General features: G+C 70.7%; 8 protein-coding genes and 1 pseudogene. 7 read left to right on the top strand and 2 right to left on the bottom strand.

The features are described 5' to 3' along the window. Positions 1 to 20: 20 nt before the first annotated feature. Genes IEY86_RS34625 through rfbB form a run of 5 tightly spaced genes read left to right on the top strand, consistent with a single transcriptional unit; the run spans position 21 to position 7,561 of the window. The gene (locus tag IEY86_RS34625) at positions 21 to 3,974 is read left to right on the top strand and encodes an SDR family NAD(P)-dependent oxidoreductase (RefSeq protein WP_189135873.1); all 3,954 of its coding nucleotides are present in this window, start codon (positions 21 to 23) and stop codon (positions 3,972 to 3,974) included. Then, positions 3,971 to 5,224 carry an activator-dependent family glycosyltransferase gene (locus IEY86_RS34620; RefSeq protein WP_229699032.1) on the top strand — a complete coding sequence of 418 codons (1,254 nt, stop codon included), beginning with the start codon at positions 3,971 to 3,973 and terminating at the stop codon, positions 5,222 to 5,224. Before IEY86_RS34625 ends, IEY86_RS34620 begins: the two co-directional genes overlap by 4 nt. A 44-nt stretch (positions 5,225 to 5,268) precedes the next feature. Further along, entirely contained in the window at positions 5,269 to 5,481 is a 213-nt protein-coding gene (locus IEY86_RS34615; protein WP_189135872.1) for a ferredoxin, read from the top strand. A gap of 26 nt (positions 5,482 to 5,507) precedes the next feature. Further along, the gene (locus IEY86_RS34610; protein WP_189135874.1) at positions 5,508 to 6,575 is read left to right on the top strand and encodes a glucose-1-phosphate thymidylyltransferase; all 1,068 of its coding nucleotides are present in this window, start codon (positions 5,508 to 5,510) and stop codon (positions 6,573 to 6,575) included. Then, on the top strand, positions 6,572 to 7,561 hold the full coding sequence (rfbB, locus tag IEY86_RS34605; RefSeq protein WP_189135871.1) for a dTDP-glucose 4,6-dehydratase: 990 nt from the start codon (positions 6,572 to 6,574) through the stop codon (positions 7,559 to 7,561). The genes IEY86_RS34610 and rfbB overlap by 4 nt, the downstream gene beginning before the upstream one ends. Before the next feature lie 102 nt (positions 7,562 to 7,663). On the opposite strand, the gene IEY86_RS34600 is transcribed toward rfbB, so the two are convergent. Both IEY86_RS34600 and IEY86_RS34595 read right to left on the bottom strand, forming a co-directional pair. Beyond that, a complete protein-coding gene (locus IEY86_RS34600; protein ID WP_189135870.1) occupies positions 7,664 to 8,386 on the bottom strand; it encodes a VC0807 family protein in 723 nt (240 codons plus the stop codon). Beyond that, a complete protein-coding gene (locus IEY86_RS34595; protein ID WP_189135869.1) occupies positions 8,383 to 9,021 on the bottom strand; it encodes a TetR/AcrR family transcriptional regulator in 639 nt (212 codons plus the stop codon). Before IEY86_RS34595 ends, IEY86_RS34600 begins: the two co-directional genes overlap by 4 nt. Positions 9,022 to 9,250: 229 nt before the next feature. Between IEY86_RS34595 and IEY86_RS34590 the strand changes: the two genes are divergently transcribed. Further along, entirely contained in the window at positions 9,251 to 10,675 is a 1,425-nt protein-coding gene (locus IEY86_RS34590) for a cytochrome P450 (protein ID WP_189135868.1), read from the top strand. A 177-nt stretch (positions 10,676 to 10,852) separates the two neighbouring features. After that, positions 10,853 to 14,710, top strand: a pseudogene (locus IEY86_RS34585) (type I polyketide synthase); the annotation flags it as partial.

Here is a 14,710-nt window from a genome sequence, read left to right as displayed (position 1 = left end):
TCCGCCGGGTGGCGCAGAGCGTGGCGTACCAGGAGCCACGGCTGTCGATCGTCTCCAATGCCACCGGTGAGCCGGCCACGGCCGAGGAGCTCTCCTGTCCCGACTACTGGGTGGGCCATGTCCGCCGGACGGTCCGATTCGCCGACGGGGTCCGTCAGTTGGAGGGGCACCGGGTCGGCCGGTTCGTGGAGCTGGGCCCGGACGGCACCCTGACGGCGATGGCCCAGGGGTGCCTTGAGGGCGACGGCCATCTTCTGGTGTCCGGGCTGCGAAGGGACCGTCCTGAACTGACGTCCCTCCTGTCCTCGGTGGCCGCTGTATTCACCCACGGTGGGACCGTGGACTGGTCGGCGCTGTTCGCCGGCACGGGAGCGCGCCGAGTCGCTCTGCCGACGTACGCCTTCCAGCGCCGTCGCTACTGGCTGGAAGCGGCTGTCCCCACCGGTGATCCGGCCGCGGTCGGCCTCGACCGGACCGGGCACCCCCTGCTCGGCGCCGCGGTCACCCTGGTCGACTCCGGCAGCGTCGTCTTCACCGGAAGGCTGTCCACCCGGACACACCCCTGGCTGGCCGACCACGCCGTGCTGGGCCGTGCGATCCTCCCCGCCACCGCCTACCTGGACCTCGCGGTCCACGCCGGGGACCACGTGGGCCTGGGCCACCTCGCCGAACTGACCCTGGAGACCCCTCTCGTCCTCCCGGAGCGCGGGGCGGCCCAACTCCAGCTCACACTGGGCGCCGAGGACGAGACCGGCCGGCGGGCCTTCACCGTGCACTCACGGCCGACCGGCTCGGACGACGAGCCCTGGGTCCGCCACGCACAGGGGACATTGAGCGGTGAGGCGCAGGCGCCCCCGCCGGACCCCGGCGCCTGGCCTCCCCCGGGAGCGGTCCGGGTGGCCGACGAGGACTGGTACGAGCGGTTCGCCGAGGGCGGGTTCCGCTACGGCCCGGCCTTCCAGGGACTCGAGGCCGTATGGCGCTGCGACCGGGAGGTCTTCGCGGAGGTGGCGCTTCCCGAGCCCTACCGTGCCGACGCCTCCCACTTCCTTCTTCACCCGGCGCTGCTCGACGCCGCCGTGCAGACCCTGCTGGTCGACGCGGCGGGCAACGCGGCGGACGGCGCACCCGCCGAGGCGATGCTGCCGTTCGCCTGGAGCGGGGTCACGCTCCACGCCACGGGAGCCACCGCGCTGCGCGTCCACCTCGTTCCCGCCGACCGCCCCGATGAGTTCTCCGTGTCCGTCGCCGACACCTCCGGCGAGCCGGTTGCCACCGCGGACAGACTGCTCCTGCGCAGGGTCGCCCCCGACCAGGTACAGCCGGCACGGAAGGCGGACACCCCGGCCACGCTCCTGCGGCTGGACTGGCAGCCCGCCGGTCCCGGCGCCTGCGCGGCGCAGGCCCGCCGCTGGGCCCTGCTGGGAAGCGGTGACGGGGGTGTGGCGGAGGCGCTGGACACCGCCGGTGTCCATCTGGAGTCCTACGCCGACCTGGACGCGCTCGCGGCGGCCGTCGACACCGGTATGGCAGTCCCGGAAGCCGTGCTGATGGTGTGCGACCCGGATACGCACGGGACGGTTCCGCCGCCCAAGGCGACCCGTGTGCTGCTGTCCCACCTCCTTGCCGTGGGCCGACGGTGGGTCACCGATGACCGCTTCTGCGACTCCCGGCTGGTGCTGGTCACCCGTGGCGCGATCGCCGTGGAGCCGGGGGAGGACGTGCCCGACCTCGCCGCCGCCTCCCTGTGGGGGCTGGTCCGATCGGCGCAGCTCGAGCACCCGGGACGGCTGCAACTGCTCGACCTGGCGCACTCCGGCGCCGACGACACCCGTGCCTTCGAGGACGAGGCCGACCGGCGCCGCCTGCTCGACGCCGTCGTGGCCGCCCACCCGCAGGCGGTCCTTCGAGACAGCGGACCGCTCGTGCCCCGGCTGGTCCCGGTCGAGCCGGGGGAGAGCGCCCTCAGCGCCCTTGACCCGAAGGGCACCGTCCTGGTCACCGGGGCGACAGGTGCGCTCGGCGGCCTGGTGACCCGCCACCTGGTCGCTGAGCACGGCGTACGGCACCTCCTGCTCGCCGCACGACGAGGACCCGAGGCCGAGGGAGCCGACACGCTGCTCTCCGAGCTGGCCGGGCAGGGCGCCGAGGCGCGGCTCGTGGCGTGCGACGTCGGCGACCGCACGGCACTGGAGGACCTGATGCGCCTGATCCCGGCCGAGCATCCGCTGACCGCCGTCGTGCACATCGCCGGTGTCGTGGACGACGGGACCTTCGCCTCACTGCGCGACGAGCAGGTCGAGCGGGTGCTGCGCCCCAAGGCGGACGCCGCGTGGCTGCTGCACCGGCTCACCGCCCATCTCGGCCTTTCCGCGTTCGTCCTGTTCTCCTCGGCGGCCGGGACCTTCGGCGCCGCGGGCCAGGCCGACTACGCCGCCGCCAATGCCTTCCTGGACGGTTTGGCCCACCACCGCCGCGCCCTGGGCCTGCCCGCCACCTCGCTGGCGTGGGGGCTGTGGGAAGGCGGCGGGATGGCCGCGGGCCTCAGCGAGGCCGACCACGCAAGGATGGCCCGCAATGGGATGCGGCCGCTGTCCGCGGCGCACGGGCTCGCCCTGTTCGATGCCGCCCTCACCGTCCCGGACGCCGCTCTCGCCGCGGTGGCGCGGGAGGTGCGTCATGGAGGCGGGGGCTCGCGGTCCCGCGTCGGCGCGCGGAGGGCCGCCGCCGAGGGCGCCGGCTCTCCGACCTCGCTGCTCGCCCGGCTGTCCGGGCGGTCCGCGGCCGAGCAGCGGGCAGTCCTGCTCGATCTGGTGCGCGGCCAGGTGGCCGCCGTGCTGGGTCATGCCTCGGCGCAGGACATCGACCCGGACCAGCATTTCGCGGAACTCGGCTTCGACTCGCTGACCGCCGTGGAACTGCGCAACCAGCTCAACGCGGCGACCGGGCTTCGGCTGCCGCCCACGCTCGCGTTCGACGTCGACACCCCGGACGCGCTCGCCGACCACTTGTACGAGCAGCTCGCGTCGGTTCCGCCCGACGAGGAGAAGGAGCACCCGGCACCCGGCGCGGCCCCCGCGGGCTCGTCCGAGGACACCCTCGGGGCCCTGTTCCGCACCGCCTGCGAGCAGGGCCGGATCGACCAGGGCTTCGCGCTGTTGCAGGCGGCGGCGGAGCTTCGGCCGGTCTTCGAATCACCGGAAGAGTCGGCGCTCGTTCCCGCCGGGGTGAAGCTGGCCGGCGGTGACTCGGGGGCGAGCCTGGTCTGCTTCAGCTCCTATGTCGCCCTGGCCGGAGTCCACCAGTACGCACGATTCGCCTCCGCCTTCCGCGGCGAGCGCGATGTATGGGCGCTGCCGACACCGGGCTTCGGCCGCGGTGAACCCCTGCCCGCCTCGCTGGACGCGGTGGCGCGGCTGCAAGCGGACTCGGTGCTGCGGTGCGCCGACGGCAAGCCGTTCGTGCTGCTCGGATCGTCCTCCGGAGGAATCCTGGCCCTCGCCGCCGCCCGTCACCTGGAGAAGTCCGGTCTGCGGCCGTTGGGCGTGGCCCTGCTGGACACCTATATGCCGCGTGCGGACTCACCGTTCACCCGCTTCTCGGCGCAGATGCTCGGGGGGATGTTCGACCGCGAGTCGATGTTCGCCCATATGGACACCGCCCGGCTGAGCGCCATGAGTTGGTACATCCGGATGGTCGGCGAATGGGCTCCCGACGACCTGGAGTCCCCGGTGGTGCTCGTGCGGCCCCGCGAGGCGCCGGTCGGCGTCGAGCAGGCCGGCCCCCTGGCACCCGAGGACTGGCAGAGCAGCTGGGACGGCGCCCAGACCGTCGCCGAAGTCCCCGGCAACCACTTCACGATGATGGAGTCCCATGCCGCCACCACGGCCGAGGCCGTCGTCGCCTGGCTGGGCGAGGTCCTGCCGCGGCACACCGCGGACCACCTGTCCGAGCACCGACCTGGGGGAGCATGATGCGGGTTCTGTTCGTCAGTCTGTCCGAGAAGTCGCACCTGTACTGCATGACACCGCTGGCGTGGGCGCTGACCGTGGCGGGACACGAGGTACGGGTGGCCAGCTCGCCGCGGCTGACCGAAGCGATCACCAGGACCGGGCTGACCGCGCTCCCCGTCGGGCGCGACCACGACATCTACCGCGACATGACCGCCTACCGCGACTCGCAGGACTACAAGACCGCCAACTGGAGCAGGTGCGAGCCCGGCCAGGTGGACTGGTCCGAGCTGCGTGAGCGGTACGAACTGAGCGTTCCCTACGCGTTCGCCGTCTACAACGACTCCATGATCGACGACCTGGCGGCCTTCGCCCAGAGCTGGAGGCCCGACCTGGTGGTGCGGGATCCGCTGGCCTACTCGGGTGCGATCGCGGCGCGGATCAGCGGCGCCGCACATGCGCGCCTGATGTGGTGCGAGGATGTCTGGGGCCGGACCCGGCGGACCTTCCTGGAACTCATGGAGTCGGTGCCCGAGGCCGAGCGGGTGGACCCCCTGGCCGACTGGCTGACCTCGCGGTCCGAGCCCTTCGGTTTCTCCTGCGACGAGGAGATGCTGCACGGTGAGGCCACCATCGTCTCCCTGCCGGGCAGCCTTCAGCGGCTTCCCGGCCAGTCGCGGGAACTGGCCATGCGCCACATTCCGTACAACGGTGACGCGGTGGTGTGGGACTGGCTGCGCGAGTCCCCCAAGCGCCCCCGTGTCTGCCTGAGCCTCGGATCGTCCAACACCGAGGACTACGGCGGTGACTACGTCAGCGTGCCCGACATCCTCGAGGCCCTGGCCGACGAGGACCTCGAGGTGGTGGCGGCCCTGCTGCCCGCGCAGCGGGAACGGCTCGGCGAGGTGCCCGCCAATGCCCGGGTCGTCGACTCGGTGGCGCTCCACACCCTGCTGCCGACCTGTTCGGCGATCATCCACCACGGCGGGTACGGGACATACGCCACCGCGCTGGTGAACGGGGTACCGCAGCTCATCCTGTCCACCTCCGTCTCCGACCACGAGATGCGTGGGGAGTCGCTGCGGGACAGCGGGGCCGGAGTCTATCTGCACCACCGCGAGGCGGGCGCCGAGGAGGTGCTCGGCCAGGTCCGGCGGATGATCGCCGAACCGGGTTTCACGGACTGCGCCGAGCGGCTGCGGGCCGAGTCCGCCGCCATGCCCAGCCCCCATGAACTCGTGCCCGTACTGGAGCGGATGGTCGCCAACCGCTGACGGAACACGGACCCGACACGCCCATGAGAAGACAGGAGAGCAGTATGCGGATCACGATCGACCGCGACCGATGCGTGGGGGCAGGGCAGTGTGTACTCGCCGCCGACGCGGTGTTCGACCAGAACGAGGAGGACGGCCTGGTGGTGCTGCGGCTCGGCACCCCGCCCGAGGACCTCGAAAGCGCCGTACGTGAGGCAGAGCTGATCTGCCCGTCAGGGGCCATCCAGATAGCGGCGGCCGACCCGGCCGCCCGCTGACGCCACGCACAACCCGGATGGAGACCGTGAAGGCTCTCGTGCTCTCGGGAGGCGCGGGTACGCGCCTTCGGCCGATCACCCACACGTCCGCGAAACAGTTGGTGCCCGTTGCCAACAAGCCCATCCTCTTCTACGGCCTCGAGGCGATCGCCGCCGCCGGGATCGTCGAAGTCGCCATCATCGTCGGGGAAACGGAGGCGGAGATCCGTGAGGCCGTCGGCGACGGCTCCGCCTTCGGCCTCGACGTCACCTACATCCGGCAGAGCGCCCCGCTCGGCCTCGCCCATGCCGTGCTCATCGCCCGGGACTTCCTCGGCGAGGACGACTTCCTGATGTACCTCGGCGACAACTTCGTCTTCGGCGGCATCACCGACGCGGTCGACCAGTTCCGCAAGGAACGGCCGGACGCGCAGATCATGCTCACCCGGGTGGCCAACCCCACCGCCTTCGGTGTCGCGGAACTCGACGAGGCCGGACGGCTGATGAGGCTCGAGGAGAAGCCGGAGCGGCCCAAGAGCGACCTCGCCCTGGTCGGGGTCTACCTCTTCACGGCATCGGTCCACGAGGCCGTCGGCGCCATAGGGCCGTCGCGGCGCGGCGAGTTGGAGATCACCGACGCCATCCAGTGGATGATCGACAAGGACCGCGATGTGCGTTCCACGGTGATCTCCGGCTACTGGAAGGACACCGGGAACGCGGCCGACATGCTGGAGGTCAACCGCAGGCTCCTGGACCTGCTCGAGCCCCGGGTCGAGGGCTTCGTCGACGACTCCAGCGAGATCGTCGGCCGGGTCCGCATCGACGCCGGAGCCGAGATCCGCGGCTCGCGCATCGTCGGGCCCGCCGTCATCGGCGCCGGCAGCGTCGTCGTCGACTCCTACATCGGGCCGTCCACGTCGGTCGGGGAGAACTGCAGCATCCGCAACAGCGAGATCGAGTTCTCGATCATCATGCGCGACTCCCTGTTCGACAGCATCCGCCGTGTCGAGGCCTCACTCATCGGACGCAATGTCCGGGTGACGCTCGCTCCCGGCATCCGCGTCACCCACCGGTTCGTCATCGGCGACCACGGCCATGTGCAGGTCCCCTCATGAGCACCAGGATCCTGGTGACCGGCGCCGCCGGGTTCATCGGCTCGCACTACGTCAGGACCCTGCTCGGACCGCGGGGGCCCGGCGATGTCACGGTGACTGTCCTGGACAAGCTCACCTACGCCGGCAACCCGGCCAACCTCGAGTACGTGCACGGCCGACCCGGCTTCACCTTCGTCCGCGGCGACATCTGCGATCCGCTGCTCGTCGGACAGCTCGTCGCCTGCCACGACGAGGTGGTGCACTTCGCCGCGGAGTCGCACGTCGACCGGTCGATCGTCAGCTCCGCGGAGTTCGTCCGCACCAATGTGGTGGGAACGCAGACCCTCCTCGACGCCGCACTGCGGCAGGGTCTGCGCACCTTCGTCCAGATCTCCACCGACGAGGTGTACGGGTCGATCCCCGCCGGCTCCTGGCCGGAGGACGCCCCCTTGCGGCCCAACTCGCCGTACTCGGCCTCCAAGGCGTCCGCGGATGTGCTCGCCCTGGCCTATCACCGCACGCACGGCCTGGATGTACGGCTGACCCGCTGCTCCAACAACTACGGGCACCACCACTTCCCGGAAAAGCTCATCCCGCTGTTCATCACCAACCTGATGGACGGCAGGAAGGTGCCGCTGTACGGCGACGGCCTCAACGTCCGGGACTGGCTGCACATCGACGACCACGTGCAGGGCATCGAACTGGTGCGTACCGGCGGCCGCGCGGGCGAGGTCTACAACATCGGCGGCGGCACCGAGCTGAGCAACCGGGAGCTGACCGATCTCCTGCTCGACGCCTGCGACGCCTCCCCGGACATGGTCGAGTACGTCGAGGACCGCAAGGGACACGACCGCCGCTACTGCGTCGACTGGAGCCGGATCCGCGACGAGCTGGGCTACCGGCCGCGCAAGGACTTCAGCGCCGGCCTCGCGGAGACCGTCGCCTGGTACCGGGACAACCGGGCCTGGTGGGAGCCGCTCAAGTGCCGGCTCGCCCCCGTGGCGTAAGAGACCGAGCCTTCCCTGAACAGCTGTGGGCCCGCGGACGGTTCCGCGGGCCCACAGCTGTCCGGGGAGGGATGTTCGCGCCCCATTGGGGCGGCGAGTGATTCAGGTGGCGGGCGGCCGAGCGGAACCGGAGCGCCACCCCGCCCTCTCCTGCTCCGATGTCCCTTGCTCCCGGGCGCCGCTCCGCAGGATGCTCCAGAGCCCGGCGCGGGACTGGTGGATGTTGACGATCACCAGCATGAGCACGGTGAACACACCGTACTGGGCGCCACCGAGCGCGGGGACGACGTCGACCGGCAGGGTGTAGGCCATGACCGCCCGGACCGCCGCGTCGATGAGGAGCCCCACACCCCAGATCACCGTGGACACGCGCCAGATCCGGCGGAACCGCGGCACCCGCTCCCACAACTCGTCCCAGGATCCGCTCGAGTCCGAGAACTGCCTCTCCAGCAGGGGTCGGGAGAAGGTGAAGGCCAGGGGCCGCCTGCCGCGCAGGGTGGCGAGGAACCCCATGCCCGCGGCCCCGGTGAGCCACCCGTCCTTGACCAGCAGGAACCGCGGACTGTCCGTGATCAGCGAGGCGGCGATGCTCAGTGCCATCAAAGCCGTGACGAACGCGCCCAGGGCATCCACCTTGCGCTCCCTGGCAAAGGTGATCACGGAGCTCGTCGCGGGCACCAGCGAGCCGACGGTCAGGGCGAGGATGTTCCCCACCCCGGCGGAGCGCAGGACGTAGTAGATGACGATGGGGAATCCCAGGTCCACCACCAGCATGAAGAGCATCTTCAGTGCCGGATTGACGGGCCTTCCCTCGCCGCTGGTCATGGCCGCTCCACCTGTTCCGGACGGGTCGCGAGTTCGAACAGAGTCGTCAGTTCCCCGGCATACGCGTCCAGGTCGAGGTCCGGCTCGGAATCCAGGAGGAAGGGCAGGCCCTCGATGGCGCGCTGGATGGTCGTCGCCATGACACGGGTGTCGAAGTCGCGGAACTCCCCGGCGGCCTGCCCGTCACGCAGGATCTCCTCGATGGGCGAGACGACGGAACGGTCGGTGGCCGCGTCGTAGTGCAGTCCGCCGCTGAGGAAGATCGCCAGCATCGCCTTCATCTGGGTGCGGTGCGTGCCGATGAACTCGACACCGGCCCGGATGTGGGTCGCCAGTGACTCGGCGGCGCCGCGTGAGCCCTGCATCCGCTCGGCCACGAACCGCGCGTTCGCGGCGTAGACCTCCTGGACGATCCGCTCGATCAGCTCGTCCTTGCCGGCGAAGTGGTACGAGATCAGCCGGGTACTGCTCAGGCCCGCCTGCTCCGTGATCCGTGCGAACGACGCCCGGGCGAAGCCCACTTCCGCGATCGTCTCGATCGCGGCACGCACGATCTGCGCACGTCGCGCCGTAGCGGTGAACGTCCGGCTCTCGCCGCCCGTGCCCTCTACGCCGCCCGCCGCTCTTACTCGCATGAGTAAACCGTACGTCGATCAGGTAATGCTTGTCGAGACGCACGGCCCACCACCCGGAATTCCCTAGACAACGCCGCCGACGCGCCACCTGTCCGAACGGCGGTGCTAGCGTCCGAGCCTGATCTGACCCCTTGAATCGCCTTGCCGCGTCGACCCCAGGACCTGGGGTCCGCCTGGTTGCCCGGGCGCAGGAGCCCGGTCTCCCACCGAAGATCCCCAGGAGACATCCGTGACCGATGTCAGCACCACAACCGGATCACCCGCTCCCACCGAGTCGATTCCCGGTCCCGCCTGGCTGGGTGTGGGCAAACTGCGCACCATGGCGGCCCACCCGCCGCGATTCTTCACCGGGCTCCGGGAGGAGTACGGGCCGGTCGTGCGTTTCCCCTTCGGCAATTCGCACGGCTACCTGCTCAGCGACCCGCGGGTGATCCAGGACGTCTACATCGCCTCCGACCGCAAATTCGGCAAGGACGTGCTGAAGATCGGCAAAGGCAACCGCGCCGCTCCCATGGCCATCATCCTCGGCAGAGGACTGGCGACCAGCGACGGCGACTTCCACCGCACGCAACGTCGGCGGATCCAGCCGATCTTCCACCGGCAGCGGATCGCCGGGTACGGCGCCACCTTCGCCTCACTCGCCGCCGAGGCCAGCGCCGGGTGGACCGACGGACAGCAGATGAACGTCCACGAGCAGATGTACGAGATCTCCCTCGGCATGGTCGCCAAGACCATCTTCGACGTCTCCCTCGACGCGGACGTCGCGCACACGATCCGCACCGCCTTCCCCCGGAGGGGAGGGCCGCTGCGCTGGGAGCAGGTCGTTCCCTTCGGCCGGTTCGTGATCAAACTGCCGCTGCGCAACAACCGCAGGTTCAGAAAGGGCCGCAAGGCCCTGAACGAGATCATCTACCGGATGATCGAGGAACGCCGCCAGGGGCCGGGCGACGGGGACGACCTGCTGTCCGTCCTGCTCTCCGTCCAGGACGCCGAGACCGGCGAGTTCATGGACGACGAACTGGTGCGGGACGAGGCCATGACCCTGCTGTTCGCGGGACATGAGACCTCCTCCGGTGCGCTGACCTGGGCCTATCACCTGCTGAGCAAGAACCCTGAAGCCAAGAAGCGGATGCACGCGGAGCTCGACGAGGTACTCGGCGACCGGCTCCCCGAGGTCTCCGATCTGCCGAGGCTCGTCTGGACCGACGCGGTGTTCTCCGAGGCGCTGCGCCTCTATCCCCCGGTCTGGGTCACCGTCAGGCGGACGCTGACGGAGTACACCGGAGCGGGCTACGTCCTGCCGCCGGACAGCTTCGTCATGATCAGCCCCTGGGTCGTCCACCACGATCCGCAGTGGTGGCCGGAGCCCGAGGCATTCGCGCCCCAGCGGTGGATCGCCTCCGACGGCGCCGACCCGCTCGGTGGCCATGCCGTGGCTCCCGGGCGGCCCCGCATGGCCTACCTGCCCTTCGGTGCCGGACCGCGCCAGTGCATCGGCAACGCCTTCGCGCGCATGGAAGCCATCATGGCGCTCGCCACCATCGGCCGGCACTGGGACTTCGAGGCGGTCAACGACGACCCGGTGGACGTGGTCACCCACATCACGGTCCAGCCCCGACGCGGCGTTCAGATGATCGCCCGACGGCGTCGGTGAACAGTAGTGGTCCCCCTAGACGCTCACTGACCCACGGGACGTACCGCGGCCCGAGGTACCAGTATGAACAATCGCCGGAACCATGATCGTCTCGCAGGTCGCCGTGTCATCACGGCTGCTACCAGTAGCTGCGCCGTTCGAGTGATGACTCGGATTCATGAGGTGGAGGCTGTGCCCATGTTGGCAGAAGGCGGAAAATCATGGGAAGGCGCCGTAGCGGTCGTCGGAATTTCCTGCCGCCTGCCCAAGGCCTCCGACCCCGACCTGTTCTGGCAACTTCTCGAACGCGGTGAAAGCGCCGTCGTCGAAACACCGACAAACCGCTGGGACGCGGATTCGCTGTTCGACGCCGACCCTTCCGCGCGGGGAAAGACACACGCCAAATGGGGCGGCTACCTCGACCACGTCGACCGTTTCGATCCCGGCTTCTTCGGAATATCCCCGCGCGAGGCCGTCGCGATGGATCCGCAGCAGCGGCTGATCCTGGAACTCGGCTGGGAGGCCCTGGAGGAGGGCGGCATCGTTCCGGTGCGGCTGCGCGGCAGCCGCACCGGCGTCTTCGTCGGCGCCATCTGGGACGACTACGCCGCGCTCGCCCACCGGCAGGGACTCGCGGCCATCGGGCAGCACACCGTCACCGGTCTGAACCGCGGCATCATCGCCAACCGCCTGTCGTACATTCTGGGGCTGCGCGGCCCCAGCCTCACCGTGGACACCGGCCAGTCCTCCTCGCTGGTGGCCGTGCACATGGCGTGCGAGAGCCTGCGACGAGGGGAGGCCGACCTCGCGCTCGCGGGCGGGGTCAACCTCACCCTCGCTCCGGAGAGCCTGATCGCCTCCGCGAAGTTCGGCGGCCTTTCCCCGGACGGACGCTGCCACACCTTCGACGCACGCGCCAACGGCTACGTCCGCGGCGAAGGCGGCGGCCTGGTCGTCCTCAAGCCCCTGGCGCGCGCGGTCGCCGACGCGGACCCGATCCACTGTGTGATCCGCGGCAGCGCGATGAACAACGACGGCGGCGGGGACGGCCTGACCGCTCCCCACCGCGCCGCCCAGGAGGACGTCCTCCGCCTGGCCTACGACACGTCCGGCGTCAACCCCGCCGATGTGCAGTACGTGGAGCTGCACGGCACCGGGACAGCGCTGGGCGATCCGATCGAAGCGGCCGCCCTGGGAACGGTGTTCGGCCGGGCCAGACCCGACGCCTCCCCCCTGCTCGTCGGCTCCGTCAAGACCAACGTCGGGCACCTCGAGGGCGCGGCGGGCATCGCCGGCCTCCTCAAGGCCATCCTGTCGGTCGGCCGCAAGCGCATCCCGGCAAGTCTCAACTTCGAGACCCCCAACCCGGCGATCCCCCTGGACGCGCTCCATCTGAGGGTCGCGACCGAGCTGCGCGCCTGGCCCCGAGACGATGTGCCCCTGCTGGCCGGAGTGAGCTCGTTCGGCATGGGCGGCACCAACTGCCATGTGGTGCTGTCGGAATGGGACACCCCGCCCCGCACCGGCGGCCCTGTCGTGGCCCCTGTCGTCGATGGCCGGGCGGACGGTGAGCTGCTCGCCCTCCACAACGGGGCGGACGACTCCCCGAAGCTGCTGCCCTGGACGGTCTCCGGCCGCACCGCGGACGCGCTGCGAGCCCAGGCCGGCCGACTGCTCGCCCATGTGAAAGCGCACCCGGCGCTGACTCCCGCCGACGTCGGGTACTCCCTGGCCACGGCCAGGACCGGCTTCGAGCACCGCGGTGTGGTGCTGGGCCGGGACCGGGACGAACTGCTGCACGGGCTGGCCGCCCTCGCCGAGGGAGCGAGCGTCCCCGGCCTCGTCGAGGGACGTCCGACAGCGGCCGTCCGGCAGAGCGGTGCGGCCGACGGTCCGGTGTTCGTCTTTCCCGGCCAGGGCACGCAATGGGCGGGAATGGGGCGGCAGCTGCTCGACTGCTCGCCGGTCTTCGCCGCCTCGATGGAGGCGTGCTCGGCGGCGCTGGAGCCCTACATCGAATGGTCGTTGCCCGATGTCGTGCGAGGTGTGCCCGGGGCGGCCGAACTCGACGCGCCGGAAGTGGTCCAGCCGGCCCTGTGGGCCGTGATGGTGTCCCTGGCCGCGCTCTGGCGGGCGTGCGGAGTCGAGCCGTCGGCGGTGGTCGGCCATTCGCAGGGCGAGGTCGCGGCCGCGTGTGTGGCGGGGGTGCTCTCCTTGGAGGACGGCGCCCGTGTGGTGGCACTGCGCCGCCGCGCACTCCAGCCGATCCTGGGCCTGGGCGGCATGCTGGCGGTGAGGCTGCCGCTGACGGATGCCGAGGAGCTGATACGCCGCTGGGAGGGCCGCCTGTGCGTCGCGGTCGTGAACGGCCCCGCCTCGGTGGTGATCTCCGGGGACGAGGACGCGCTCGGGGAGCTGTCCGCCCAGTGCGCGGCGGACGGGGTGCGCGTCCAGCGGTTGGCGATGGACTACGCGTCGCACTCCCGGCATGTCGAGGCCATCGAGGGAGAACTCGCCGAAATGCTGGCGGGTATCGCTCCGCGCTCGGGCGAAGTGCCGTTCTTCTCCACGGTCGAGGCGGAGTTCGTGGACACGGTGACGCTGGGCGCCGACTACTGGTACCGCAATCTGCGGCAGCCGGTCCGCTTCGAGAGCGCGGTCCAATCCCTGCTGCGGCGCGGACACGGTGTGTTCATCGAGATGGGGCCCCATCCCGTGCTGGCCGGGGGGATCCTGGACACGGCCGAGGACATCGGCGGCGACGCGGTGGCCGTCGGCTCCCTGCGGCGGGACGAGGGCGGCGGGGACCGGATGCTGGCCTCGCTGGCCGAGGCACACGCTCATGGCGTGGACGTCGACTGGTCCGCGCTGTTCGCCGGAACCGGTGCGCGCCGGGTGGACCTGCCGACCTATGCCTTCCAGCGGCGCCGCTACTGGATGGACGACACCGCTCAGGCCATCCCGCCGAACGCTGCCTCGCCCGCCCTCACGGGTGCGAGCGACGAGCCGGTGACGAGGGACGAGGACCACGTGGCGGCCCCGTCAGCGCTCCACAGCCGAATGGCCGCCGCGTCCGAGAACGAGCGGCGTGGCGTGATGCTCGAACTGGTCCGCACTCACGCCGCCATCATCCTCGGGCATGACTCACCGGACCACGTCGAATCGCGGCTGAGCTTCAAGGACCTCGGCTTCGACTCCCTGACCTCGGTCGACCTGCGCAACCGCCTGAAGACGGCGACGGGCCTGCCACTGCCCACCTCACTGCTGTTCGACCACCCCGCCCCCGACGCACTGGCAGGGCACCTGGCCGCACGGTTCCTCGGTGGCGGTGACCAGCGCGACGCCTCCGGCGCTGCGGCGCCGGAGGCGGCAGGGGCGCATGACGACCCCGTGGTGATCGTCGGGATGGCCTGCCGGCTGNACCTATGTGCGTGAGGGTGGCTTCCTCTACGGGGCGACGTCCTTCGACGCCGGGCTGTTCGGCATTTCGCCGCGTGAGGCGCTGGCGATGGATCCCCAGCAGCGGCTGCTGCTGGAGGCGTCGTGGGAGGTCTTCGAGCGGGCGGGCATCGACGCGGCCTCGGTCAGAGGCTCCCGGACCGGTGTCTTCGCCGGAGTGATGGGCCAGGACTACGGGACCTGCCTACGGGGGGCATCGGAGGACGCCGACGGCTATGTGCTGACGGGAACGACCAGCAGTGTGGCGTCCGGCCGCATTTCGTACGCCTTCGGTCTCGAGGGGCCGGCGGTGACCGTGGACACGGCGTGCTCCTCGTCCCTGGTGGCGCTGCATCTGGCGGTCGGATCACTGCGGTCGGGGGAGTGCGATCTGGCGCTCGTCGGTGGAGTGACCGTCATGTCCGGCCCGGAGATGTTCGTCGAGTTCGGCCGTCAGCGGGGGTTGGCGGCGGACGGCCGGTGCAAGGCGTTCTCGGATACGGCCGATGGGACGGTGTGGTCCGAGGGGGTGGGTGTGCTCCTGGTGGAGCGGCTGTCGCAGGCGCGGCGCAGGGGGCACACGGTCTGGGCGGTGGTGGCCGGGTCCGCGGTGAACCA

This window comes from Wenjunlia tyrosinilytica (genome assembly GCF_014646055.1).
In the GTDB taxonomy this organism is placed as follows: Bacteria; Actinomycetota; Actinomycetes; order Streptomycetales; family Streptomycetaceae; genus Wenjunlia; species Wenjunlia tyrosinilytica.
The sequence above is the reverse complement of the archived record's forward strand: the minus strand, read 5'-3'. Positions and strand labels throughout refer to the sequence as shown.

Excerpts from the sequence above, each read along its gene's own strand:
- IEY86_RS34615 (WP_189135872.1), top strand. The coding sequence starts at position 5,269 with ATGCGGATCACGATCGACCGCGACCGATGCGTGGGGGCAGGGCAGTGT.
- IEY86_RS34600 (WP_189135870.1), bottom strand. The coding sequence starts at position 8,386 with ATGACCAGCGGCGAGGGAAGGCCCGTCAATCCGGCACTGAAGATGCTC.
- IEY86_RS34620 (WP_229699032.1), top strand. The coding sequence starts at position 3,971 with ATGATGCGGGTTCTGTTCGTCAGTCTGTCCGAGAAGTCGCACCTGTAC.
- rfbB (WP_189135871.1), top strand. The coding sequence starts at position 6,572 with ATGAGCACCAGGATCCTGGTGACCGGCGCCGCCGGGTTCATCGGCTCG.
- IEY86_RS34595 (WP_189135869.1), bottom strand. The coding sequence starts at position 9,021 with ATGCGAGTAAGAGCGGCGGGCGGCGTAGAGGGCACGGGCGGCGAGAGC.